This is a genomic window from Phenylobacterium sp. GW823-FHT02A09 (genome assembly GCF_058797775.1).
In genome coordinates, this window is record NZ_JBXAJZ010000004.1 from 25,949 (window position 1) to 48,437 (window position 22,489).

The window sequence follows — 22,489 nt, forward strand, 5'->3', positions numbered from 1 at the left end:
GGCATGCCCGTCTCGCTCGCCTATCGACCCGACCCGCACGTCCAGGATCTCGGCCCAGCGTTCTTCGATCCGGTGACGGCGGCCGAATTCCCGATGACTTTCCTGCGCTTCCGCAATGACCGGGCGGCGGCGAGCGTCGGGCTGGACACCCTGACCGACGACGAATGGGCAGCGCACTTCGGGCGCTTCGAACCGCTGCCGGGCCAGCTGAGCTCGCCCTTGGCCATGCGCTATCACGGCCACCAGTTCCGGGTTTACAACCCCGACCTCGGCGACGGCCGCGGCTTCACCTTCGCCCAGCTGCGCGAGGCCGGAAGCGGCCGGCTGCTGGAGCTCGGCACCAAGGGTTCGGGCCAGACGCCCTGGTCGCGAACCGCCGATGGTCGCCTGACCCTGAAGGGCGGCGTGCGCGAGGTGCTGGCCACCGCGATGCTCGAGGCGCTGGGCGTGCCAACCTCGCGCTCGTTCTCGCTGATCGAGACCGGCGAGCAGCTGATGCGCGGCGACGAGCCGAGCCCGACGCGATCCTCGGTGCTGGTGCGGCTGTCGCACAGCCATATCCGGTTCGGCACCTTTCAGCGCCAGGCCTATCTGCAGGACGGCGCCGCGATCACGCGGCTCGTCGAGCACGTGGTCGAGCTCTACTACCCCGAGCTCGGCGATGCGCCGGACAAGGGCGCAGCGCTGCTGGAGGCGGTGACCCGGCGCGCGGCGCGGCTGACGGCGCGGTGGATGGCGGCCGGGTTCGTGCACGGGGTGCTGAACACCGACAACATGAACATCACCGGCGAGAGCTTCGACTACGGGCCCTATCGGTTCCTGCCGCACAACGATCCGAACTTCACGGCCGCCTATTTCGACACCGCCGGGCTCTACAGCTTCGGCCGCCAGCCGGAGACGGTGTTCTGGAACCTGCAGCAGCTGGCCGGCTGCCTGGCGCAGGTCGCCGACCAGGACGCGCTGATCGCGGCGCTGAACGGCTTTGGGCCGCTCTATCGCCAGGAGCTGGCCGGGGCGCTGCTGAACCGGCTGGGGCTGCAGCGCGACGAGGAGGCCAAGGAGGTGGCGTTCGCCAACGCGACGTTCCGGGCGATCGCCGAGGGCGGCGATCGGCTGCGCTGGGAGCCGTTCTTCTTCGACTGGTTCTGCGGCGACGAGGGGCGGGCGCTGGCGAGCGTGCGGGGCGACATCTATGCGGGCGAGGCGTTCGCCGACTTCCGGGCGCAGGTTAAGGGCTTCAGCCCCGAGCGGCCCGAGCGGCTGGCCGATCCCTATTTCGCGCAGCCGGAGCCGCAGGAGCTGCTGATCGACGAGATCGAGGCGATCTGGGGCGAGATCGCCGAACGCGACGACTGGAGCGCGTTCCACGCCAAGCTGGCGGCGATCGAGGCGGCGCGGACCGCCTGGGCGCTGAGCTAGGCGCTAGGAACCATCGGCGGAGCGTCGGGTTGGCCCTACCTCAGTAAGAGGAGAGCCAATCATGCCTCGCGGAGACAAGTCGAAGTACACCGACAAGCAGGAACGCAAGGCCGACCACATCGCCGAGGGCTACGAGGCCAAGGGTGTGTCCGAGAAGGAGGCTGAGCGCCGCGCCTGGGCGACGGTCAACAAGGACGATGGCGGCGGCAAGGCGCCGGGCGGCTCGGGCCGCGGCAAGGACACCGGACATCCCGCCGCGCACAAGGGCGGGCGGAAGGGCGGCGCGGCGTCGGCCAATCGGACGGCGGCGGAGCGCTCAGCCTCGGCCAAGAAGGCGGCGGCGACCCGCAAACGCAACGCCGAGCACCACGCGGGCCACTAGGCCTTCGCCCGCCGCGAGGCCGCTTGCGACAGGACCACGCCGAAGAGGGCGATGGCGCCGCCCAGCGCCTGCAGGGGGCCGAGCGCCTCGGCGAACAGCAGCCAGCCGAGCAGGGCGGCGACCACCGGCTGGATCAGCACCACGACCGAGGCCGTGGCGGCCGGCAGGCGGCCCAGCGCCCAGGCGATCGAGCCCTGGCCGGCGACATGCATGACGCCGAGGCCGATCACCGCGGCCCAGCCGCCGGCCGTGGCGGGGAACACGCGCTCGCCCATCGCCAGGGCCGCGACCAGCAGCAGCGGGGCGCTGGCGACGCTGGACCAGAACATGACCCGGGTGGCGCCGACGCTGCGGCGGGCGGCGCTGATGGCCAGGAAGTAGAGCGCGTACCAGACCGCGGTGGTGAGGGCCAAGCCGTCGCCGAGCGGCGGATTGGCGCCCGGCGCGTGGGCGCCGCGGCCTGCCGCCATCAGCCAGGCGCCGGCGACGGCCATGGCCACGGCGGCGACGAACAGCTTGGCCGGCCGCTGCTTGAGGAAGATCCAGGCCGCGGCGGTGACCACCACCGGCGTCAAGTTGGTCAGCACCGTGGCGTTGGCGACCGAGGTGAAGTGGATGCTGTAGTGCCAGAAGGCCAGGTCGCAGGCGAAGGCCAGGCCCGCGAGCAGGGCGAAGCGGTTGGGCGTCCCGACCCCGCCGTCGGTGCGCAGCGCCATCAGGCCCAGCAGCGGCATGGCGAAGGCCACGCGCCAGAACCCGACCGCCGCCGGGCCGGCGTCGGCCAGCCGCACCAGGATCGGCGCCAGGCCGATGATCGCCGCGCCGGCGACCAGCACGGCCAAGGCCTGGGCCTGGCCGCGGTCGCGCGAGGCCGTCGTCTCAGTCAAAACCCACCTCCGCACGCAGCTCGCCCGGCGTCACGCCGCGGGCGCGCAGGTCGCGCAGCGTCTCGGCGTGATCGCGCTTGGCGAAGCGCTTTCCATCCGGACCGGTCAGCAGCCGATGGTGGCGATAGATCGGCGCCGGCAGGTCGAGCAGGGTCTGCAGCAGCCGCTGGACGTGAGCGGCCTCGTAGAGGTCCTGGCCGCGGATCACGTGGCTGACACGCTGCAGCGCGTCGTCGACCACCACCGCCAGGTGATAGGCGACGCCGACGTCCTTGCGGGCCAGCACGACGTCGCCGCCCGACAAGGCCGGATCGACGGTGATCGTCCCGTGCTCGCCCTCGGGGCCTTGGCCTTCCTCGACAAAGCTCAGGGGGCGTCCAGCCAGGGCCTGGTCGGCGGCGTCGAGGGACAGGCGCCAGGCGAAGGGCGCGCCGGCGGCCAGGCGCTCGGCTTCCTCGGCGGTCGGCAGCGGCGCGCCGCGGAATGTCTCGGCGCGGCCATGCGGGGCGCTGGCCGCAGCCTGGGCCAACTCCTTGCGGGTCTTGAAGCAGCGATAGGTCAGGTGGTCGGCGGTGAGGGCGGCGAGGGCGGCCTGATAGTCGTCGAGATGGTCGGACTGCCGGCGGACCGGCGTCTCCCATTCGATCCCGAGCCAGGCGAGGTCCTCGTAGATCGCGTCCTCGAACTGCGGACGGCTGCGGGTGACGTCGATGTCTTCGATGCGCAGGATGAAGCGCCCGCCCGCCGCGCGCGCGGCTTCAAAGGCGCTCAGGGCCGAAAAGGCGTGGCCGCGATGCAGGTAGCCGGTCGGCGAGGGGGCGAAACGGGTGACGAACACCCGGTCAGCTTTTAGCCGTGGTGGGCCTTGCCGAAAATGCCCATGTGCTCGAACACGCCGCGCAGGAAGGCGTCGTCGCCGCCCAGCGCATCCTTCAGGTGGTCGAACTGCTTGAAGGCGAACATCTCGGCCAGGCCGTGGGCGGCGCACCACGCCGCGGTAGTGGCCAGTTCCAGTTCCTGTTCGTCCATCGGCGACGCGCCAGCCTCGACCAGGGTGTCGCGCACCTGGCAGTAGGCGCTGTCGTTCTCGGCGTGGACGTGGTCGGGCAGGCTCTCCTTGTCGCGCGAGCAGTCGTACATCACACGATAGAGCGCCGGGTTGTCGCGGGCGAAGCGGACATAGGCGACGCCCAGCGCGGTGAGCTTGTCGCGCACCGAGTCATGGCTGGCGCGGGCCTGCGTCATCAGCTCGTTGAGCAGGTCCCAGCCTTCGTGGGCGACGGCGTCGAGCAGTTCGCCCTTGTCCTTGAAGTGGTGATAGGGCGCCGCCGGGCTGACCCCGGCTTCACGCGCGACGGCCCGCAGCGACAGCGCCGTCGGGCCCTCGGTCTCCAGCAGCCGCTGGGCCGCGTCGATCAATGCGCGGCGCAGATCGCCATGGTGGTAGCGGCGCGTGTCGGCGGCTGCAGCTTCTCTCATGACGGTCACTCTAAAACTGAATCTGGACGCCGTAAAGATCATCTTGACGCCGTTCAGATCACTGTTATCTTAGCGGTGTTCAAATTACTAAACCCTCGCTCCCCCGAGGGTTCCAACTTGGAAGGTGTGTGTCATGTCTCTCGCTCGTTTCAATCGCTTCGAACGTCTCTTCGACCGCATCGTACCGGTCGTGCTGGTCGCCCTGAGCATCAGCCTCGCGGGCGCTACGCTCGTCGTCGGCGCGTAACAGCCGAACTTTCCAGTCTGTGTCGAAAGGGGGCCGGGTTCCGGCCCCCTTTTTGTTGCGCGAACGCGTCGGCGCGCGGCCATATCGAGCGCAGGGGAGGACCGCATGTCCCGAGACGTGTTCGATGCGCTGGCGGGCGACCGCCGCGAGGCCGCACGCGCGGCGATGTCCGCGGTCGTGGGGACGCGAGCGCCTCTGGAGCTCACGCCGGTCTCCGGCGGGGCGTCCGGCGCGTCGATCTTCCGGGCGGAGGCCGCAGGGCGTCGCTACCTTCTGCGGGTCGAGGGAGCCGAGATCCCCGGCCTGCCGCGCAACCCGCACCGTCACGCGTGCGCGCGTCTCGCGGCCGACGCTGGCGTGGCCCCGGCCATCCGGTATCTCGACGAGGCCGCCGGCGTCATGGTCACCGACTTCATCGAGACCAAGCCGTTGAGGACGTTTCCCGGCGGCGATCTGGAACTGGCGCGCGCGCTCGGCGTCCTGGCGAGCCGCGTGCAGTCAGGTCCGGCGTTGCCGCCGCTGGTCGACTATCTCGAGCTCATGGAGCGTCGGCTGAACGAACTGGCCGCGTCGGGGCGCTTCGTCGTCGGCGCGCTGGAGGCGCATCGCCAGCGGCTCGCCGCCGTCCGGGCGGCCTGGGCAGACGATCCGCCGGCGCCGGTCCCAAGCCACAATGACCCCAATCGCGGCAACATCCTCTTCGATGGCGAGCGGCTCTGGCTGATCGACTGGGAGTCGGCCTACCGAAACGACCCGTTCGTCGATGTGGCGATCATGCTCGACAGCCTGTCGCCCGGGGCCCAGTTCGAGGCCGCGCTGCTGCAGGCCTGGCTGGGCCGCGCGCCGCGGGAGGCGGACCAGCGGCGGCTGGAACTCGCGCGCTCGCTGACCCGGCTCTACATGGCCTGCTTCCTCCTCAATGTCGGCGCGCCGGGCCCGCCGCAGGCCGCCTTCGTCGCCACGTCGGCGATGGACGTGAGGCGCGCGCTCCTGGCGGGGGAGCTGGTTCCTGGGACGTCGGAGGCGGCCCAGGCGTTCGGCCGGATCTATCTCGACGGGTTCCTCGCCGGACGTCCGCTGCCCGGACTGGCGTCGGCGGTCGCCGCCGCGCTGGCCGAGGCCTGAGGACGTCTCAGACAGTTCCATGCATTTCTGAATAGCTTACATTGTAAAATGTATCTGTACATCGTTTAGATCTAGGCCTATCTAAACATCGTCCAGATGGACCTGGGAGCGGCGCCGCCGCACCGGAACAAGTCAAAGGGAATGCAAGCCATGACCATCCTCAGCCAAATCGGCCGCATCTTCGACGCCAGCGTCAGCGTCGTCTTCATCGCTCTCAGCCTGGGCCTGGCCGGCGCCACCGCCGTCGTCGGCGCCTGATGCTTGGGCAGCGCGCCCCGTCCCCCTGGACCTGCGCATCCGGACGGGGCCGCCGAGCTTCATTTCATGGAGCTGTCTCAAAAACCGGCCTATAATTCCCTGGCTACGGGAATTCCCCCAACGGGCGATTCGCCGAGCGCTCGGATCGCGAAAGGGGGCCTGTCTTCAGTCTCTACGCGTACGACATAGGGGGGACCGCCCCCGCCCGGAGGGCCGACCATGCAGGTGCTTAACCACCCGCCGTCCGGCTGGCCCTGCCTCGTGCTGAACGCGGACTTCCGTCCCCTCAGCTACTATCCGCTGTCCCTCTGGCCGTGGCAGGAGGTGATCAAGGCGGTGTTCCTCGATCGCGTCGACGTCGTCTCGACCTACGATCAGGAAGTCCATTCTCCATCCTTCGCGATGAAGCTGCCCAGCGTGGTGTCGCTCAAGAGCTACGTGCCGCAGGACCGGCCGCCGGCCTTCACCCGCTTCAACCTGTTCCTGCGGGACGCCTTCAGCTGTCAGTACTGTACGGCCGGCGAGGACCTGACCTTCGACCACGTGGTGCCGCGCTCTCGCGGCGGGCGCACGACCTGGGAAAACATCGTCACCGCCTGCGCGCGCTGCAACCTGATGAAGGGCGGGCGCACGCCGCACGAGGCGCACATGCACCCCTTCAACACGCCGCGCCGGCCGAGCGCCCACGAGTTGCAGGAGCGCGGCAGACGGTTCCCGCCGCATCACCTGCACAAGAGCTGGCTCGACTACCTCTATTGGGACATCGAGCTGGAGGCCTAGGGACGCCCTAGATCAGCATCGAGTTCGGCGGCAGGCCAATGAGGCTGCGGCCGTGCAGTTCGTTGGCGGTGTCGACGTCGAAGACCACGTGGCTGGACAGCACGTTGAGGTCGCGGACCGAGCGCTGGAACGGCTGGTCGAGCATCTGGGCGCTGGAACCGGCGGATTCGCCCAGCAACGCCACCGCCTCGCGGCAGATCGAGACAGCGTAGGCGACCTGGGCGCGGGTGCGTAGACGCTCGGCGACTTGTTCGGACCCTTCGAGCGCGCCGGCCGCGACGTTGTCTCGCCCGGCCTTGCGGATGACGGCCTCGGCCGTGTCGATCATGGTGGCGGCGCGTCCCAACCGCATCTGGGCGGCGGGCTTGTCGCCCTGGCTGGAGAGGCCGCCCATCCGCACGTGGCCGGCCAGTCGCTCGCGATAGGCGCTGAGCGCGCAGCGCGCCGCCCCCACCGCCGAGATCGCCGCGGTCATCGCCAGGAACGGCAGCATCGGCATGCTGTAGATCGGGTTCGCATAGCCTCGCGAGCCGGGGCCGCGGCCGGCGGCGATCAGGTCGAAGCGCGCGGCGCGGGCCTCGGGCACGAACAGATCCTGCACGACGATGTCGTTGCTACCGGTGCCGACCATGCCCGCCACCCGCCAGGTGTCGAGCACGCGGGCGTCCTGCGCCGGCAGCAGGCAGCTCAGCAGCCGCGGCGGGCCCTCGTCGCTCATCAGCAGGGCGCTGCCGACGATCCAGTCGGCGTGCATGACGCCGGTGCCCCACTTCCAGTGCGCCGTAATCTTGTATCCGCCGGCGACGCGCGTCGCCTGGCCGGGCGGGGCGCTGACCACCGGGGCGACGACATAGGGATAGTCGCCGCCGAACAGCGCCTGCTGGGTCTCCTGCGGGAAGTGGGCGAGGAACCAGTTGTGCTCGGCGCAGAACGAGGCGGCCCAACCGGTCGAGGGACAGGCCTCGGCGATGGGCAGGCTGATGTCGATGAACTGGTCGGTGGTGACCTCCAGCCCGCCGAACACCTTGGGCACGAACTGGTAGAAGTATCCGGCCGCGCGCAGGGCGTTCCAGATCTCGTCGACGGGCCGGCGCAGACGCTCGGCGTCGCCCGCTGCGGCGGCGATGGCCGGCGCCAGGTCCTTCATCCGCTGAACCAACAGCTCGGGCGTCAATTCGGCCAGGGCCTGGGACGAGAGAAAGTCGCCGCCCGCCGGGATCCGGCGATCGGCCAGCGGCGGATCGATGTTGTCGTAGCTCATCCTAGGCCTGCGCCACCGGCGGGGCGGTGTAGGAGGCCATCTGGGTCAGCACCTCGTCGGGGGTGGCCAGCAGGCGCTCATAGACCTCCTTCGGATAGACCATGTGCGGCATGGCCGGATCGTAGGGCGGCTGCGGCACCGGAGAGGGGCCGTCATAGGCGGCCGGGGCCTTGAAGCGGGCGGCCTCGTCGTCGGAGATGCCGGCCTTGGCCAACACCGCCGGGTCGATCCAGGCGGCCGGGTCGAGCGCCTTGTCCGAGGTCGCGACCTCCAGCGTCATCTGGTCGGGGCCGGCGAAGTAGATCGACTTGCACATGCCGTGGTCGATCGGGCCGATGACGTTGACGCCCTTGCTGCGCATGCGGTCGCGCATGGCGATGAGGTCGGCTTCCGTCTCCACCCCGAAGGCCAGGTGCTGCAGCGTGCCGGCCGCGCTGGGCAGGGCGCCGGAGCCGGCGTGCGTGCGGCCGAGCTCGATGGGGATGTCGGCCACCGCCGGCAATTGCACGATCGAGAAGTAGCAGTGGTCGTTCAGGCGCAGGAAGGCGTGCAGCCCGCCCGGCACGCCGTGCATGTCGAAGAGCGCCACCAGCGGACAGCCCATGACCTCCGAGAAGAAAGCGATGTGCTTCTTGATGTCGGCGGCCATGAACGCGAGGTGGTGAATGCCGTTGGGATGCTGGGTCACTGGGCTTCCTCCCGGGCTCTGCGGCCCTTTTCAGTCAGGAAGCCGCCGAGGACGGCTTCCAGGATCATCTGGTCGTGGACCTCGCGGCCGGCGGCGACGTCGCAGTCGAAGGTCGTGCGCATCATCGGCGCGAGGTTGATCACCCCGACCGCCGCGGTCTGCAGCGTCACCACGACCTGCTCGGGCGGGTAGGGCAGCAGGTCGCCGGCGGCGACGGCTTCGGCGGCGATGGCGGCCAGCCGGCGATTGCGCGGGCCGAGCAGATGGCGGTCCAACCACTCCAGCCGCTCGCCGCCGGCCATCCCTTCCAGCGCCACGATCCGCCCGAGGGCCGGGTGCTTCCAGCTGATCTGCAGGAAGAGGCGCATGGCCACCCGCAGCTGGGTCAGGGCCGGCGCGTCGGAGGCGGCCTCGATCAGCCGCTCCTCCTCCTGGATGACCGCGCGCAGGCCGAGCATGGCGCTGCGCCAGAGGTGGGCCTTGTCCTCGAAGTGATAGTGCAGCGCCGGCTGCGACACGCGCGCGGCCTTGGCGATGCCGCCCATCGTCACCCGCTCGAAACCCAGCTGCGAGAACTGGTCGAGCGCGACCGCGCGGATGCGTGCGGCGGTGGCTTCGCCCTTGGTCGTCGCGGCCCATTCACCGTCGTGCGGCATGACGATTGACTCTGTAATCAGCTTTTCTGATTTTGTAGTCAGAATTTGGAGGCGCCACAAGCCGCGCCCCAGGGGAGGGACAGATGGCGGTGGTTCGCGAGCCCTACGGCTTCGTTCACGCAGACAAGAGCCGGTTGAAGGAGGTCTATGGCGGACCGACCGGCCAGGTGTTCGTCGAGTGCATGCGGGTGCGGCCGAACGTCGGGGACGCCAAGACCGTCATTCTATTCAGCCATCCGGTCGGCGGCGGCTCGTTCCTGCCGCTGGTCTCGGCCCTGGCCCGCGCCGGGCGGCATGTCGTCTACTGCAATCCGCGCTACCGCGGGAACGACACCGCGCTGATCATGGAGAAATGCGTCCTCGACCTGGGGGCCTGCATCGCCGACCTGAAGACCCGCTTCGGCTACGAGAAAGTGGTGCTGGGCGGCTGGTCCGGGGGCGGCTCGCTGTCGCTGTTCTATCAGGACCAGGCCGAGACCCCGACCATCACCCACACGCCGGCGGGCGACGAGGTCGACATCGTAGGGGCCGGGCTACAGGCGGCGGACGGCGTCCTGCTGCTGGCCGCGCACATCAGCCGCTCGGTGACCATGACCGAGTGGCTCGACCCCTCGATCCTCGACGAGAGCCGACCGTTCGAGCGCGACCGCGGCCTCAATCTCTACGATCCGGCGTTCCCCGAGACCGCGCCGTATTCGCCCGAGTTCGTTCGGCGGTTCCGGCAGGCGCAGATCGACCGCAACCGGCGGATCACCGCCTGGGCCAAGGACCAGCTCGCCGCGCTGAAGGCGGCCGGCGACCCCGACGCCGAGCGCTGCTTCGTGGTGCAGGGGACAATGAGCGACGTACGCTGGACCGACCCGAGCCAGGACCCGTCGGATCGCCGGCCCTACACCTGCTACCTCGGCGATCCGAAGATCGTGAACGACGGGCCGGTGGGGCTGGGCCGGTTCACCACCCTGCGCTCGTGGCTGTCGCAGTGGAGCTATGACGAGAGCCGGGCCAACGGCGTGGTCAACGCCGGGCGGATCTCGTGCCCGGTGCTGGTCATCAACAACACCGCCGACCTGGCCTGCACGCCCAGCCATGCGCAGCGCCTGTTCGACGCCACCGCCTCGGCCGACAAGAGCCTCGTGCATATCGACGGCGCGGACCACTACTACGCCGAACGCCCCGACCTGCTGCCGCGGGCGACGGCGGCGATCGGCGAGTGGCTGGACGCGCGCAGCTTCTAGCACGCCCTGGGAGCGCGGCGGGCGTCTGCCTAGGGGTTTCGCCCGATGCCGTCGGCGACAACTCGGCCTGTAGCCTGAGCGTCCAAGGGCGTGCGCGGCCTGCCGTGGACGCCGTCAGTTCGCGATGGGCGCCATCGCTGTGCCGACAGGGTGAGCCCCGATGTCCGTCGCGGATGCACTTGCGCTCGTCAAACGCCTCATCATCCTGAGCTGCATGCTCGGCGTGATGTGGCTCGGGGTCGCGATCGCCCCGGCCTTCGGCCAGGAACGGCCCGCGCCGGCGCGGCCGAGGATCGGTCTGGTGCTGTCGGGCGGCGGGGCGATGGGCATGGCCCATGTCGGCGCCATCCAGACACTGGAGGAACTCGGCATCCGTCCGGACCTGGTGGTCGGGACCTCGATGGGGTCGATCGTCGGCGGGCTCTACGCCTCGGGCATGAGCGGCGCAGAGCTCGAGCACGCCATCGAGACCATGAACTGGGACCTGATCTTCGACACCTCGCCGCCGCGCGAGGGGCTGACCTATCGCGAAAAGCAGCTGCAGGCGGCGTTCCCTGTGAAGGGCAGCGTTGGGCTCGCCGGTACGCGGCTGCGCCGGCCCGACGCGTTGATCTCGGACGCCAACCTGCTGCTCGAACTGCGCCGGCTGGTGCGGGTGCGCGCCGCGGTCCCGACCTTCGACGATCTGCCGATCCCGTTCCGGGCGGTCGCCACCGACATCGAGACCGGCAAGAAGGTGGTTCTCGACCGCGGCGAACTGGCCGGGGCCATGCGCGCCTCGATGTCGGTGCCGGGCGTGTTCGCGCCCTACAGCCTGGACGGCAAGCTGCTGGTCGATGGCGGCATGTCCGACAACGTCCCGATCGACGTGGCGCGCGAGATGGGCGCCGACGTGGTCATCGTGGTGGCCACTCAGACGCCGTTGCTGCCGGCCGACGAGCTCCGCAGCCTCGGCGGCATTCTGGGACAGACCGTCACCCTGCTGATCCTGGCCAACGAGCGACAGCAGCTGGCGACGCTGAAGACCAGCGACGTCCTGATCAGCGTTGATACCGGCTCGCTGTCGTCCGCCGACTTCAAGCGTGGCGCCGAGTTCATCGCGCTCGGCAAGGCGGCGTCGGAGAAGCAGCTTGGCGGCCTGCAGCGGATCGCCGCGCTCGGCCCGTCGCAGCCGGCGATCAGCATCGCCAAGCCGCCGCCGCGGATCGACTACGTCAGGGTGGAGAACGACTCCCGGCTCTCGGACCAGATCCTGCTCCGCCGGATCGAGCCGTTCGTCGGCAAGCCGCTGGCGCCTGACGAGGTCGGGACGGTCATGCGCGACATCCACGCCATGGGCATGTTCTCGCGCGTCGACTATCGGATCGAGGAGGGCGCGGATGGGCGGACCGGCTTGGTGGTCAACGCCGTCCAGCGCCCGGGCGACGCCAACCGCCTGCGCCCCGGCGTGACCATCGCCGCCTCCAGCGAGAGCGGCACGGAGTTCGACTTCTCGGCCGAGCTGCGGCTGGTGCAGCTCGACAGCTATGGATCGGAGGCGCGCTTCGTCGGCGCGCTGGGCGAGCGGACCTTGTTCTCGGCCGAGTACTTCAAGGTGCTCGACAGCTACCAGCGCTGGTTCGTCGACGTGATGGGATCGGTGCAGAAGCGCCCGATCAAGGTCTACAACGACACCGGCTTCCGGCTGGGGGAGTATGACGCCTCCTACGGTCTGTTCTCGCTGGCGCTGGGCCGCCAGTTCGGGGCGATCGCCGAACTGCGGGCCGGCGTCGACCTCGGGAGCGGATCGGCCTCGTTGCAGGAGGGCGACCTCACGCCGCGCGATTTCGACCTCAAGTGGGGGCAACTGGCCTTCTCCGCCGGGGCCGACACCCTGGACAATCCGTACTTCCCAAGCCGCGGCATGAGCGGCCGGCTGCAGTGGAACGTCGGCATGGAAGCGCTGGGCAGCGAGACCAACTTCCAGACCCTGCGGCTGGACGGCCTTTACGCGGTGAGCCGCGGGCGACAGGCCCTCAATTTCAACATCTCGGGCGGGGACACGATTCAGGGCGATCTGCCGCTGGCCTCGCTGTTCACCCTGGGCGGGCCGTTCAGCTTCCCTGGCTATTCGGTCGAGGAACTGACGGGTGAGACGTTCGCGGTCGCGCGCGGCATGTACCGCTACAAGCTCACCGACAATTCCAAGAGCTTGTTGAAGGTGCCGCTCTATGTCGGCGCCACCCTGGCGGTCGGCAACGCCTGGGCGCGGCATGGCGATGCGGGCGACGATCTGCGGGTGGGCGCCAACGTGTTCCTGGCGGCCGACACCCTGATCGGCCCGGTGTTCATCACCGCGGGGGCGGCGGACGACGGGCGCACGGCGGTCTACTTCTTCGTCGGCAAGCCGTTCTAGGGCGGGAACTTCGCCGCGTGGCGGGCGGTTGCCCGTGCGGAGGCAGCGACCATCATGGCCCAGGCCAGGCATTCGCAGGACGGGAGCCAGACCCAAGAGCGGCCTCGCTCGCGGCTGGACGGTCATCGGGCGATCCTGTGGATCCTCGCCCTGGCCTTCGCGGTGTTCGTGGTGGTGTTCCTGACCAGCCCCAAGGAAGGCGCCGATCCCAGGACGGGCGCGCCGCCGGGCGAGGTCCCGGCAGCGCAGCCCTGAGGTCTATTTCGCGGGCAGCACCCGCTGGGCGACCATCTCGCGGCCGGTGCGGCTGATGCCGTAGAGCACGCCGCGCTCGCTCTCGTCCCAGTCGATGGCCTGGCCCTCGGTGGCCACGCCGATGGTGTCGAGGTGGTCGAGCACCGCGCCACCCTCTGTCGGCAGGGCAAGGACGTAGAGCTCGGGATGGTCGTGCCCGGTGATGTAGAGCTTGCCGTCCGGCCCCCAGCCGCCGCCTGACGAGCTCATCGGCTTGAAGCGGTCGAGCACCGACTGCGGGAAGCTCCAGCTCTGCGTCTGGCGCCAGTCGTCGTCGAAGCGGACGAGCACCGAGTGGCGATGGTCGCGCGGGGCCTCGCCGCCCTTGCCGTCATAATTGGCGAACGCCGCCCACCAGGCGCCGTCCTTGCGGTCGACCCAGGTGATGGAGCCGCGGCCGGGCCCGAGGGCGACGGTGCGCAGGTGCTTCATGCTGACGGGATCGAAGAACTCCACGGCGCTCCAGTGCGGCACAGCCGGGAAGTTCGAGCTGGCGCATACCAGCTCCTTGGCGATGACCGCGCACGAATTGATGTGCGGATAGCGGACCGGGTCGCCTTTCCACTCCGCGAGCTTGGCGCCAGTCTTCTTGTCGTACTTGGCGATGGTGGAGTTGGCGACGGCGTAGACGTGGGCGGCGTCGACCGCCACGCCTTGCCGGGCCTCGGGCGCCGGATAGCGACGCAGCACCTCGGCCGTGCGCGACGGCGCGGGGGCGGCGACCTCTTCGGCCATGGCGGGGGCCGAGGCGGCGAGCGCCCCGGCCAGGATCAGCGAACGGATCATCCCGCGGGCTCCTAGAAGTTCACCGCCGCGCCGACCCAGTAGGTGCGGCCGTAGTTCGCCCACTCCTGCAGGTACTTGCGGCCCGGGCCGGTCACTTCCTGACGGCCGGTGTTCGACAAGTTCTGGCCTTCGACGAACACCGTGAAGTGGTCGGTGAAGCGATAGGACAGGCTGGCGTCGAAGACGTGGCGGCCCTTCCAGTACTGGTCGGAGTTCGGGTTGGCGTCGTTGATCGTCTCCAGCTGGCCGCCGATGTAGTTGTGCGACACCCGGGCCTCGAACGGACCGCGCTGGTAGTAGATCGACTCGTTGGTGGTGATCTCCGGCTGCTGGAACAAGCCCGTGACCCGCGGACCGGTCGAGGTCAGGAAGGTGAACTCGGTGTCCAGCCAGGTGATGTTGCCGTTGAAGCCGAAGCCGTCGAACGGCGCGGGCAGGAAGGTGAAGGCCTGCTGCACGGCGAACTCGACGCCGCGGATCTTGGCGCTCTCGGCGTTGCGCGGGGTGGAGACCAGCACGGTCTCGGGGCCGCGGCCGACGTCGAGGGTCTCGGTCGAGGACAGGGTGAAGATCTCATTCTCGATGTCCTTGGAGAACACCGCCAGCGAGATCATGCCGTCGATCGGATAGTACTCGACCGACAGGTCGAGGCCGCGGCTCTCGCGGGCCTTCAGGCCAGGGTTGCCGCGCGACAGGGTCGGCTGGCTGCCGTCGAAGTTCAGGCCCTCGGTCGCGGCCAGCGAACCGTAGTCGGGACGACCGATGGTGTTGGTCCAGGCGGCGCGGACGATGACGTCCTCGCGCGGCTTCCACTCGACGTGCAGGCTGGGCATCCAGTTGCCGTAGGAGCCCGAGTTGCTGACCGGGGTCAGCACGCCGCCGGTGCTGCGCACGGCGTCGGATTCAACCTCGGTCTGCTCGAAGCGCACGCCGCCGAGCACGGTGAAGTCGCCCCACGAATAACTGGCCTGGGCGTAGGCGGCGTAGATGTCCTCCTGCACCTTGTAGTCGCCGGTCGGGGCGTTGGTGGTGGTGGTGAAGCGGCTGCGGTTGGCGTTGAAGAAGTCCATCGCCGCGCCGGCGTCGATGCGCGGCGAGAGCAGGTAGCGGCCGGCGATCAGCTCGCTCGGGCCCGGCTTGTCGACCTCGGCCAGGGTGTACACGAAGCCCGATCCGGCCCGGTAGTTGGTCTGGCTGGAGTTGAACTCGCGCTCGGTCGAGCGAAGCAGGCCGCCGAGCTTGGCCTTGAGGTTGCCGTGGGCATTGCCGTCGTCGAACGCCAGGTCGAAGCGGGCCTGGGCGGTGGTTTCGTCGGTCTTGGTCAGGGCGTCGCGGTGCTGCTGCAGCACGTAGTTGGCCGGGTTGCGGGCGGTCGCGTCGTTGACCGCGGTGAACACCGGGAACAGCGGGTTGGTGGTGTCGTAGTTGAACGCGTAGTTGGCGCCCTGGGCGTCGACGGTGCGGAACTCGACCGAGTGGTTCGGGACTTCCAGGCCGGCCTGCGAGTAGACGAGGTCGCCGCTGGCGGTCCACTGCGGGGCGAAGGTCCACTCGAAACCGCTGCGCAGCAGACCGATCTCACGCTTGGTGATCGGCTGGTTCAGCTGGATCACGCCGCGGCCGCGGGCGAAGTAGCCGCTGGTCGGGGTCTGGTTGGCGACGTTGCCGAGCGGCTCCAGCCGGTACTCGATGCGCTCCTCATCGTCCTCCATGCGCGAGAACAGGCCCGCGGCCTCCCAGCGGAAGGTGTCGGTCGGGCGGTACTCGATCTTGGCGTTCACGCCGCTGCGCTGCTTGGTGTTGTTGTACCAGAACAGCCGCTGGTAGGTCGGCACCTGGATGCCGTTGCCGGTCGGCGCGCCCGAGGCGACCGGGGCGCCGGCGGCGGTGTACTCGCGCACCGACGGGTCCTGGGATTCGACCTGCGGGATGTCGTAGTCGAGCTGCTCGTGAGAGGCGCCGACGACCACGCCCCACTGGTCGGCGTCGCCGAAGGTCGTGCCGGTGGCGAAGGCCAGGCGGTAGGACGGCTTGTCGTTACGCACGTCGCCGCTGCGCTCGTACATGCCGTACGAGGCCATGCCGTTGAAGAACGGGCGGCCCATGTCGAAGGCGCTGCGGGTGGTGACGTTGATCACCCCGCCGATGGCGTTGCCGTCGTTCTCCGGCGTCACCGTCTTGATGACTTCCAGGCGGCCGGCCATCACCGAGGGGACGATGTCCATCGGCACGGTGCGGCCGCTCTCGTCGACCGAGGCGACCAGGGCGCCGTCGATGGTGGTGCGGTTGTAGGTCGAGCGCAGGCCGCGGATGACCGGGAAGCGCGGCTCGCCCTGGTCTTCCATCACCGAGATGCCGGGAATGCGGCGCAGGGCGGCGGCGGTGTTGTGGTCGGGCAGTTTGCCGATGTCGTCGGCCGAAACGACGTCGGCGACGACGAAGGACTCGCGCTTCACCTCGATAGCGGCGCGCTGGGCCTCACGCTGGCCGGTGACGACGATCTCGTCGACCGCGGCCGCCTCGTCGTTGGCGAAGGCCGGCGTCGAGAGCGCCGTCCCGGCGAGAAGTAAAGCCAGGCAACCGGAAACACGCGGAACGAAATGCATCTGCACCCCCCAAACTGAAAACGGGCGGAGCAGTAGGGAGGCCGCACGACGGTGCGGTGACAGGCCGATGAACGGATTACGAAACCGGGACGGCCCCGCTCAGCAGGTATGCAGCCAGTGCGAGTTGGGTGATCAGGATCGCGTATAGGACGCCGGCGAAGGGCTGTTTGCGGGTCTTGTGGCGGAACATCTGCTGGGCGAACACCGCGCCGAGGCCGCCGCCCGCGGCGGCCAGAGCGAGCAAGGTGCGCTCGGGAATTCGCTCGCCGCCGCGCCGGGCGCTGGACTTGTCGAGGCCCATCGCGGCGAAGGCGAAGAGGTTGGCCAGCGCCAGATAGACGAGGCCGGGGATCACTCGGGCGCGCGCGGCTCGCGCCACATCGCCCACATCTCCGGCGCGTCGGGCCGGGCCTTCAGCACCTCGACCACTTCGAAGCCGTGGCGGCGGTAGAGCGGGACGTTGGCCGGGCTGGAGCTTTCCAGATAGGCGGGCAGGCCCTTGGCGTCGACGCGGGCCAGTCCGGCGGCCAGCATCCGCGAACCGACCCCCAGGCCCTGGGCCTCGGGCCGCACGCCGAGGAACCAGAGATAGGCGTGGGGCGGGGTCTTCGGATGGTGGGCGTCCATCATCCGCCGCATCGCCGACATCCGCGACAGCCGCGAGAAGCCGGTCGCGCCGACGATCCGCGGCAGGGCGCGCAGCTCCTGCAGGAACGGCGTCGGGCCAAGGCTCTCGGACGGCAGCCAGATCGAGGCCGCGCCGCCGCCGGGCGGGCGGAACACCTCGCCGTCGGTCACGCCCATGGCGATCAGCAGTTGGAACAGCTTCAGTCGCGCCGCGTCGTGCTTGGCGTCGGCGCGCAGGAACCAGTTGAAGACCGGGTCGGTGGAGAAGGCGGCGGAAAGATCCTGGGCGACGGCGCCGATGTCGGCCATGCTGGCCGCGACCGGGGCTTCGGCCCCCCTGCGCAGGTCCAGGATCTCCGCTTCGGTCATATCTTCTCGCTGATCTTGATGGCCGTGCGGCAGCCGGCGCGGATCACCGCCGCCAGCAGCGGATAGCCGGGCGCCTCGCGGGCGCCTTCCTCCAGGGCGTGGTCGCGATGGGCGATCTCCTCGTCGCGGAACTTGGTCAGCTCGGCGGCGAGTTCGGGCTCGCGATTTTCCAGCTCGGCGATCTGCGACGCATAGTGGCGCTCGATCACGTCCTCGACCGCCTCGGTGCAGGCATGAGCCGCCTTCTCGCCGAGCAGGGCGGTGCCCGCGCCCAGCGCGAAGCCGGCCACCCGCCAGAGCGGGGCCATGGCGGTGGGGCGGACCTTGTGCTCGTTCAGCAGCTTGTCGAAGCGCTGCAGGTGGTCGATCTCGTCCTTCTCCATCTCGGCGAGCTGGCCGGAGATGCGCTCGCGGCCCTTGCCGGCGCGCAGGACCGCGAGCTGGCCGCGATAGATGTGCACCGCGCCCAGTTCGCCGGCGTGATCGACGCGCAGGATCTCGGCCAGGCGGCCGCTCATGGCGCCGACGCCGGGACGCGGGGGGATCGGCTTGTCGCTCATGACAGCTTCCTTCTCTCGTGACGCACCGCCAGCAGGCTGAGCACGGTCAGGCCCAGCGAGGCCAGGGCGTTCCAGCCGGCCATCGACAGGCCCAGGAACACCCAGGCGGCCTTGTCGCAGGCGGGAGGGGCGATCTTGGCGCCGCCCAGCAGGTCGGCCATCTGGCCGGCGCTGACGCTTCCGCCGCCGCCCGAGCAGGCGGTCGGGCCCGGCCACCACTTCCACTCGGCGCCGGAATGATAGACCGCCAGGCAGACCCCGAAGGCGAACACGGCGGCCAGGGCGGCGTCGAACACCCAGCGCCAGCGCGCGCCGGCCTGCATCCGGGTGACGAGCATGCCGGCGAGGGCCAGGCCCGCGGCGACCCAATAGACCTCCCGCGCCCGCAGGCAGAGGGCGCAGGGCGCCAGGCCGCCGAAGGTCTCAAAGGCGTGGGCGGTGGCAAGCATGGCCAGCGAGGCGACCAGCGCGGTCAGCCGCCAACGATCGAGGAAGGGTTTAAGCAACGCGCTCATCGGCGGGATAAGACCTCAAAAGCTTCACCGCCCCAAGCGATCAGATGAGCACCTTGAGCACCACGATCAAGCCGACCAGCGCGATCAGGCCGAGGGTGCCGTAGAGGGCGATGCGCTTTTCGAACTCGGCCAGCATCGCCGGGCCGAAATACTTCAGGATCGCGGCGACCGCGAAGAACCGCACGCCGCGGGTCAGGATCGAAGCCCAGATGAAGGTGACCAGCGAAAACTGCGCCAGGCCCGCGGTGATGGTCACCAGCTTGTAGGGGATCGGGGTGGCGCCCTTGATCAGGATCACCCACAGGCCCCAGTCGGCGAACCACTTCTCGAACGCGGCCTTGCCGTCGGGGTGGCCCATCAGGCTGAGCAGCCACATGCCGACCGGCTCGAGATAGAAGCCGATCGCGTAGCCGAGCAGCCCGCCCAGCACCGAGGCGGCGGTGCAGATCCCGGCGTAGACGAAGGCGCGGTCGGGGCGCGCCAGCACCATCGGGGCCAGCATCACATCGGGCGGGATCGGGAAGAACGAGCTTTCGGCGAAGGACACGACCGCAAGACTTGCGGGGGCGTGGCGAGATCCGGCCAAGCCCATGACCCAGTCGTACAATTTGCGAAACATGCTGATCCGGCCCGACGTTCGCCGTCTAGCTAGCAGGCCGATGGACGCTTGTCTCGGCCCGCACGCTCGGGCAATTCCTCCCCCTGACATGGCTTTCGCCGCGAAATGTCTTTCCCGAACCGCCAAGGAGGGACCATGCGCGTCCTCACTCTCGCCGCCGCGATCGCAGCCCTGATGACCAGCCAGGCCCAGGCCGCGCCGCAGCCTGCGCCCAAGTGGGCCATCGTCGTGCATGGCGGGGCCGGCGTGATCGAGCGCAGCCAGCTGACGCCCGAGCAGGAGAAGGCCTATCGCGCCGCCATGACCAAGGTGACGCAGGTCGGCGCCAAGGTGCTGCAGGACGGCGGCAGCGCGATGGACGCCATCGAGGCGACCATCCACCTGCTGGAGGACGATCCGCTGTTCAACGCCGGCCGCGGGGCGGTGTTCACCGCCGAAGGCCGCAACGAACTCGACGCGGCGATGATGGACGGCCAGAATCTGAAGGCTGGCGCCGTCGCCGGCGTCACCCGCACCCGCCATCCGATTTCGCTGGCTCGCGCGGTGATGGAGCAGTCGCCGCACGTGATGATGATCGGCGCCGGCGCCGACGCCTTTTCCAAGGCGCAAGGCCTGGAGCAGGTCGACCCGAGCTACTTCTTCACCGAGCGCCGTTGGAAGAGCCTCGAGAGCTTCCTGAAGGCCAACAACCTGCCGATCCCGCCCAAGCCGACTGGCGGCGCGCCCGATCCGGCCCAGGGCCTGGCCCACGACGAGGGCAAGAAGGGCACCGTCGGGGTCGTGGCGCTCGACAGCCACGGCAACGTCGCGGCCGGCACCTCGACCGGCGGCACCACCGGCAAGCGCTGGGGCCGGGTCGGCGATGCGCCGATCATCGGGGCCGGCACCTACGCCTCGAACCAGTCGTGTGCGGTCTCGGCGACCGGGACCGGCGAGTACTTCATCCGCCTGACCGTCGCCCGTGAGGTGTGCGCGCTGGTCGAACTGAAGGGCATGAGCCTGCAGGCCGCGGCCGACGAGGTGGTCCAGAAGCAGCTCACCGCGCTGGGCGGCGACGGCGGCGTCATCGCTGTGGCGCCCGACGGCCAGATCGCCTGGAGCTACAACACCTCGGGCATGTACCGCGCCAGCGCCGCCGAAGGCCGCGCGCTGATGGTGGGCATCTACAAGGACGAGCCCTAAGTTAGGGCCATGGCCCATATCGATCCGCAACTCGACCTGACCGAAGCCGCCGAAGAGGAGATGGAGCGCGCCTGTTCGCTGGGCCGGCGCGACATGGCCGCCTGCACCCCATGGGGCGACACCTACGAGGGCTACACCCCGGCTGGTCGCGATGTGTGCTTCGAGCGCAATTATTTGTGGGTCGGCGAGCCGGGCGGAGACATCTGCGTCGAGGTCGTGGTCTACTTCCCCGAAGCCTACGAAAGCGGCGTGCGCGTGACACGTACGGTGGGCCGGGAGGAATGAATGAAGCTCGCCTCTCTGAAGGGGGGACGTGACGGCCGTCTGGTCGTCGTCTCGCATGACCTTGCCTGGTGTGCGGACGCGGGCGCCATCGCCCCGACCTTGCAGGCCGCCCTTGATGACTGGGAGACCGCCGAGCCGCTGCTGCGCGGCTTGGCCGAGGGCCTGGAGCACGGCTCGATCCCCAGGGAACGGTTCCATGAGCACGAGGCGGCCAGTCCGCTGCCGCGGGCGTATCAGTGGGCTGACGGCTCGGCCTATGTGAACCACGTGGCGCTGGTGCGAAAAGCCCGCGCCGCCGACATGCCTGACAGCTTCTGGACCGACCCCCTGATGTATCAGGGCGGTTCCGACGGCTTCCTGTCGCCCCGCGATCCGATCCCGCTGGCGGACGAAGCCTGGGGCTGCGACATGGAGGGCGAGATCGCCGTCGTCACCGGCGACGTGCCGCTGGGCGCCAGCCGCGAGCAGGCGCTGGCCGCCATCCGCCTGGTCATGCTCTGCAACGACGTTTCGCTGCGCAACCTGATCCCGGGCGAGATCGGCAAGAGCTTCGGGTTCTTCCAGTCCAAGCCGGCCTCGGCTTTTTCGCCGGTGGCGGTGACGCCCGACGCCCTGGGGGAGGCCTGGAAGGACGGCAAGCTGCACGGTGCGCTCGAGGTCGAACTGAACGGCGCGCCGCTGGGCTGCGCCGACGCCGGCGTCGACATGACCTTCGACTTCGGGACCCTGATCGCCCACGCGGCCAAGACCCGCGCCCTGGGCGCCGGGACGATCATCGGCTCCGGCACGGTGTCGAATCGCGGTCCGGACGGCGGTCCAGGGAAAACCGTCGCCGAGGGCGGAGTCGGCTATTCCTGCCTCGCCGAGTTGCGGACCGTGGAGACCCTCGCCCAGGGCGGCCCCAAGACGCCGTTCATGAAGGCCGGCGACGAGGTCCGCATTGAGATGCGCGACGGGCGGCGGCATTCCATTTTCGGAGCGATCGAACAGCGCGTGGCGGCGTCATGACCGGACCATCCAACATCGTCGAAGGCGAGGCGGCCACGTCCCTGCAATTGGACGCCTATCTGCCCTATCGGCTTTCGGTCGCGTCCAACGCGGTCAGCGGCCTGATCGCGCGGGCCTACGAGGATCGCTTCGCGCTGAGCGTGCCGCAGTGGCGGCTGATCTGCGTGCTGGCCGAGGACGGCGGCCTGACCCAGCGCGAGATCGTCGCCCGCACGGTGATGGACAAGGTGACCGTCAGCCGGGCCGCCCGCGGCCTGAGCGCGCGGCGCCTGATCGCGCGGTCGGAAAACGAGTCCGACGGGCGCTCGCACGTGCTGACCCTGACCGACGAGGGGCGGCGGCTGCATGCCGAGATCGCGCCGCTGGCGCTGGCCTACGAGGCGGCGCTGATCTGCGGCCTGGCGCCGGCCGAGGTCGCCCAGCTCAAACGGCTGCTGGCGCGGTTGCAGCATGCGGCCGGCACCCTGGCCGGCGGCGCGCCGCCGCTGGCCGATCCGGGGCTCGGCGCGCGCTGATCTAGTGCGCGGTGGCGGCCTTCAGGCCCCAGCGGTGCGACCCTTCGCCGAAGCGCAGGTGGAAGCCGTAGAGCGCGCGGCGGGCCTCGTCGCGCCAGATCTCCTCGAAGGAGACGATCACGGCGCTTTCGAAATCTTCCGGGATGTTCTTCACATCGACCCCGACCTCGCGCGCGACGTTGGCGATCACGTCGCGACGGTGGGCTTCGCCTCCGAAGTACAGAAGGGTCTCGCGGATGCGCTCGACGAGATGTTCGCTCGTCGGGCGCTTGGCGGCCTTGCGCCGCGGTTGCTTGAGAGTTTGGTCCATT

General features: G+C 69.6%; 24 protein-coding genes and 1 pseudogene. 11 read left to right on the forward strand and 14 right to left on the reverse strand.

Features of this window, described 5'->3' with window-relative positions:
- Positions 1-3 precede the first annotated feature (3 nt).
- Both AC1Q87_RS16740 and AC1Q87_RS16745 read left to right on the forward strand, forming a co-directional pair.
- The gene (locus tag AC1Q87_RS16740; RefSeq protein ID WP_492610613.1) at positions 4-1,419 is read left to right on the forward strand and encodes a protein adenylyltransferase SelO; all 1,416 of its coding nucleotides are present in this window, start codon (positions 4-6) and stop codon (positions 1,417-1,419) included.
- 61 nt (positions 1,420-1,480) lie between these two features.
- On the forward strand, positions 1,481-1,801 hold the full coding sequence (locus AC1Q87_RS16745; RefSeq protein ID WP_183772224.1) for a plasmid stabilization protein: 321 nt from the start codon (positions 1,481-1,483) through the stop codon (positions 1,799-1,801).
- Here the strand turns inward: AC1Q87_RS16745 and AC1Q87_RS16750 are convergent.
- Genes AC1Q87_RS16750 through AC1Q87_RS16760 form a run of 3 tightly spaced genes read right to left on the reverse strand, consistent with a single transcriptional unit; the run spans position 1,798 to position 4,167 of the window.
- The gene (locus tag AC1Q87_RS16750; RefSeq protein ID WP_492610052.1) at positions 1,798-2,688 is read right to left on the reverse strand and encodes a DMT family transporter; all 891 of its coding nucleotides are present in this window, start codon (positions 2,686-2,688) and stop codon (positions 1,798-1,800) included. The genes AC1Q87_RS16745 and AC1Q87_RS16750 overlap by 4 nt on opposite strands.
- A complete protein-coding gene (gene gluQRS, locus AC1Q87_RS16755; RefSeq protein ID WP_492610053.1) occupies positions 2,681-3,526 on the reverse strand; it encodes a tRNA glutamyl-Q(34) synthetase GluQRS in 846 nt (281 codons plus the stop codon). Before gluQRS ends, AC1Q87_RS16750 begins: the two co-directional genes overlap by 8 nt.
- Before the next feature lie 11 nt (positions 3,527-3,537).
- A complete protein-coding gene (locus tag AC1Q87_RS16760; protein ID WP_492610054.1) occupies positions 3,538-4,167 on the reverse strand; it encodes a TetR/AcrR family transcriptional regulator in 630 nt (209 codons plus the stop codon).
- 352 nt (positions 4,168-4,519) lie between these two features.
- Here AC1Q87_RS16760 and AC1Q87_RS16765 point away from each other — a divergent pair, with 352 nt between their 5' ends.
- Both AC1Q87_RS16765 and AC1Q87_RS16770 read left to right on the forward strand, forming a co-directional pair.
- Positions 4,520-5,539, forward strand: a complete 1,020-nt coding sequence (locus AC1Q87_RS16765) for a phosphotransferase (protein ID WP_492610055.1) — start codon at positions 4,520-4,522, stop codon at positions 5,537-5,539.
- A 477-nt stretch (positions 5,540-6,016) separates the two neighbouring features.
- Positions 6,017-6,577, forward strand: a complete 561-nt coding sequence (locus AC1Q87_RS16770) for an HNH endonuclease (RefSeq protein ID WP_492610056.1) — start codon at positions 6,017-6,019, stop codon at positions 6,575-6,577.
- A gap of 7 nt (positions 6,578-6,584) precedes the next feature.
- On the opposite strand, the gene AC1Q87_RS16775 is transcribed toward AC1Q87_RS16770, so the two are convergent.
- The 3 genes from AC1Q87_RS16775 to AC1Q87_RS16785 are packed head-to-tail and all read right to left on the reverse strand — an operon-like array spanning position 6,585 to position 9,182.
- Complete coding sequence (locus tag AC1Q87_RS16775; protein WP_492610057.1) at positions 6,585-7,838, reverse strand: acyl-CoA dehydrogenase family protein; 1,254 nt, start codon at positions 7,836-7,838, stop codon at positions 6,585-6,587.
- 1 nt (position 7,839) lies between these two features.
- Positions 7,840-8,526, reverse strand: a complete 687-nt coding sequence (locus AC1Q87_RS16780; RefSeq protein ID WP_492610058.1) for a VOC family protein — start codon at positions 8,524-8,526, stop codon at positions 7,840-7,842.
- Entirely contained in the window at positions 8,523-9,182 is a 660-nt protein-coding gene (locus tag AC1Q87_RS16785; protein WP_492610059.1) for a TetR/AcrR family transcriptional regulator, read from the reverse strand. Before AC1Q87_RS16785 ends, AC1Q87_RS16780 begins: the two co-directional genes overlap by 4 nt.
- Before the next feature lie 83 nt (positions 9,183-9,265).
- On the opposite strand from AC1Q87_RS16785, the gene AC1Q87_RS16790 reads away from it, so the two are divergent.
- The 3 genes from AC1Q87_RS16790 to AC1Q87_RS16800 all read left to right on the forward strand — a co-directional run bounded on the left by AC1Q87_RS16790 (position 9,266) and on the right by AC1Q87_RS16800 (position 13,067).
- Entirely contained in the window at positions 9,266-10,417 is a 1,152-nt protein-coding gene (locus AC1Q87_RS16790) for an alpha/beta hydrolase family protein (RefSeq protein ID WP_492610060.1), read from the forward strand.
- 160 nt (positions 10,418-10,577) lie between these two features.
- Positions 10,578-12,812: a patatin-like phospholipase family protein gene (locus AC1Q87_RS16795; RefSeq protein ID WP_492610061.1), complete on the forward strand. Its 2,235-nt coding sequence runs from the start codon at positions 10,578-10,580 to the stop codon at positions 12,810-12,812.
- A gap of 54 nt (positions 12,813-12,866) precedes the next feature.
- Positions 12,867-13,067 (forward strand): hypothetical protein, encoded by a 201-nt coding sequence (locus AC1Q87_RS16800; protein WP_492610062.1) that lies wholly within the window; start codon positions 12,867-12,869, stop codon positions 13,065-13,067.
- A 3-nt stretch (positions 13,068-13,070) separates the two neighbouring features.
- Here the strand turns inward: AC1Q87_RS16800 and AC1Q87_RS16805 are convergent, their stop codons facing one another.
- The 7 genes and pseudogenes from AC1Q87_RS16805 to AC1Q87_RS16835 form a co-directional block, all read right to left on the reverse strand.
- Positions 13,071-13,892 (reverse strand): hypothetical protein, encoded by an 822-nt coding sequence (locus AC1Q87_RS16805; RefSeq protein ID WP_492610063.1) that lies wholly within the window; start codon positions 13,890-13,892, stop codon positions 13,071-13,073.
- 11 nt (positions 13,893-13,903) lie between these two features.
- Positions 13,904-16,459 (reverse strand): annotated as a pseudogene (locus tag AC1Q87_RS16810) (TonB-dependent receptor); the annotation flags it as partial.
- A 115-nt stretch (positions 16,460-16,574) separates the two neighbouring features.
- Positions 16,575-16,853 (reverse strand): DUF1294 domain-containing protein, encoded by a 279-nt coding sequence (locus AC1Q87_RS16815; protein WP_492610064.1) that lies wholly within the window; start codon positions 16,851-16,853, stop codon positions 16,575-16,577.
- Entirely contained in the window at positions 16,850-17,494 is a 645-nt protein-coding gene (locus AC1Q87_RS16820) for a GNAT family N-acetyltransferase (RefSeq protein WP_492610065.1), read from the reverse strand. The genes AC1Q87_RS16815 and AC1Q87_RS16820 overlap by 4 nt, the downstream gene beginning before the upstream one ends.
- Positions 17,491-18,054, reverse strand: coding sequence for a demethoxyubiquinone hydroxylase family protein (locus AC1Q87_RS16825; RefSeq protein ID WP_492610066.1), 564 nt, complete (start codon positions 18,052-18,054; stop codon positions 17,491-17,493). The genes AC1Q87_RS16820 and AC1Q87_RS16825 overlap by 4 nt, the downstream gene beginning before the upstream one ends.
- Positions 18,051-18,569: a disulfide bond formation protein B gene (locus AC1Q87_RS16830; RefSeq protein WP_492610067.1), complete on the reverse strand. Its 519-nt coding sequence runs from the start codon at positions 18,567-18,569 to the stop codon at positions 18,051-18,053. Before AC1Q87_RS16830 ends, AC1Q87_RS16825 begins: the two co-directional genes overlap by 4 nt.
- 40 nt (positions 18,570-18,609) lie before the next feature.
- Entirely contained in the window at positions 18,610-19,188 is a 579-nt protein-coding gene (locus AC1Q87_RS16835) for a YqaA family protein (protein ID WP_492610068.1), read from the reverse strand.
- Positions 19,189-19,323: 135 nt separating this feature from the next.
- Between AC1Q87_RS16835 and AC1Q87_RS16840 the strand changes: the two genes are divergently transcribed.
- Genes AC1Q87_RS16840 through AC1Q87_RS16855 form a run of 4 tightly spaced genes read left to right on the forward strand, consistent with a single transcriptional unit; the run spans position 19,324 to position 22,178 of the window.
- Positions 19,324-20,370 carry an isoaspartyl peptidase/L-asparaginase family protein gene (locus AC1Q87_RS16840; protein WP_492610069.1) on the forward strand — a complete coding sequence of 349 codons (1,047 nt, stop codon included), beginning with the start codon at positions 19,324-19,326 and terminating at the stop codon, positions 20,368-20,370.
- 9 nt (positions 20,371-20,379) lie between these two features.
- The gene (locus AC1Q87_RS16845; RefSeq protein WP_183772256.1) at positions 20,380-20,655 is read left to right on the forward strand and encodes a hypothetical protein; all 276 of its coding nucleotides are present in this window, start codon (positions 20,380-20,382) and stop codon (positions 20,653-20,655) included.
- Complete coding sequence (locus tag AC1Q87_RS16850; RefSeq protein ID WP_492610070.1) at positions 20,656-21,663, forward strand: fumarylacetoacetate hydrolase family protein; 1,008 nt, start codon at positions 20,656-20,658, stop codon at positions 21,661-21,663.
- On the forward strand, positions 21,660-22,178 hold the full coding sequence (locus AC1Q87_RS16855) for a MarR family winged helix-turn-helix transcriptional regulator (protein WP_492610071.1): 519 nt from the start codon (positions 21,660-21,662) through the stop codon (positions 22,176-22,178). Before AC1Q87_RS16850 ends, AC1Q87_RS16855 begins: the two co-directional genes overlap by 4 nt.
- Before the next feature lies 1 nt (position 22,179).
- Here the strand turns inward: AC1Q87_RS16855 and AC1Q87_RS16860 are convergent, their stop codons facing one another.
- Positions 22,180-22,488 (reverse strand): hypothetical protein, encoded by a 309-nt coding sequence (locus AC1Q87_RS16860; RefSeq protein WP_183772262.1) that lies wholly within the window; start codon positions 22,486-22,488, stop codon positions 22,180-22,182.
- Position 22,489 lies beyond the last annotated feature (1 nt).

Coding starts and splice junctions, on each gene's coding strand:
- AC1Q87_RS16820 (WP_492610065.1), bottom strand. CDS start 17,494: ATGACCGAAGCGGAGATCCTGGACCTGCGCAGGGGGGCCGAAGCCCCG.
- AC1Q87_RS16855 (WP_492610071.1), top strand. CDS start 21,660: ATGACCGGACCATCCAACATCGTCGAAGGCGAGGCGGCCACGTCCCTG.
- AC1Q87_RS16740 (WP_492610613.1), top strand. CDS start 4: ATGCCCGTCTCGCTCGCCTATCGACCCGACCCGCACGTCCAGGATCTC.
- AC1Q87_RS16845 (WP_183772256.1), top strand. CDS start 20,380: ATGGCCCATATCGATCCGCAACTCGACCTGACCGAAGCCGCCGAAGAG.
- AC1Q87_RS16760 (WP_492610054.1), bottom strand. CDS start 4,167: ATGAGAGAAGCTGCAGCCGCCGACACGCGCCGCTACCACCATGGCGAT.
- AC1Q87_RS16835 (WP_492610068.1), bottom strand. CDS start 19,188: ATGTTTCGCAAATTGTACGACTGGGTCATGGGCTTGGCCGGATCTCGC.
- AC1Q87_RS16860 (WP_183772262.1), bottom strand. CDS start 22,488: ATGGACCAAACTCTCAAGCAACCGCGGCGCAAGGCCGCCAAGCGCCCG.
- AC1Q87_RS16765 (WP_492610055.1), top strand. CDS start 4,520: ATGTCCCGAGACGTGTTCGATGCGCTGGCGGGCGACCGCCGCGAGGCC.
- AC1Q87_RS16800 (WP_492610062.1), top strand. CDS start 12,867: ATGGCCCAGGCCAGGCATTCGCAGGACGGGAGCCAGACCCAAGAGCGG.
- AC1Q87_RS16790 (WP_492610060.1), top strand. CDS start 9,266: ATGGCGGTGGTTCGCGAGCCCTACGGCTTCGTTCACGCAGACAAGAGC.
- AC1Q87_RS16805 (WP_492610063.1), bottom strand. CDS start 13,892: ATGATCCGTTCGCTGATCCTGGCCGGGGCGCTCGCCGCCTCGGCCCCC.
- AC1Q87_RS16840 (WP_492610069.1), top strand. CDS start 19,324: ATGCGCGTCCTCACTCTCGCCGCCGCGATCGCAGCCCTGATGACCAGC.
- AC1Q87_RS16830 (WP_492610067.1), bottom strand. CDS start 18,569: ATGAGCGCGTTGCTTAAACCCTTCCTCGATCGTTGGCGGCTGACCGCG.
- AC1Q87_RS16850 (WP_492610070.1), top strand. CDS start 20,656: ATGAAGCTCGCCTCTCTGAAGGGGGGACGTGACGGCCGTCTGGTCGTC.
- AC1Q87_RS16795 (WP_492610061.1), top strand. CDS start 10,578: ATGTCCGTCGCGGATGCACTTGCGCTCGTCAAACGCCTCATCATCCTG.
- AC1Q87_RS16775 (WP_492610057.1), bottom strand. CDS start 7,838: ATGAGCTACGACAACATCGATCCGCCGCTGGCCGATCGCCGGATCCCG.
- AC1Q87_RS16785 (WP_492610059.1), bottom strand. CDS start 9,182: ATGCCGCACGACGGTGAATGGGCCGCGACGACCAAGGGCGAAGCCACC.
- AC1Q87_RS16825 (WP_492610066.1), bottom strand. CDS start 18,054: ATGAGCGACAAGCCGATCCCCCCGCGTCCCGGCGTCGGCGCCATGAGC.
- AC1Q87_RS16745 (WP_183772224.1), top strand. CDS start 1,481: ATGCCTCGCGGAGACAAGTCGAAGTACACCGACAAGCAGGAACGCAAG.
- AC1Q87_RS16770 (WP_492610056.1), top strand. CDS start 6,017: ATGCAGGTGCTTAACCACCCGCCGTCCGGCTGGCCCTGCCTCGTGCTG.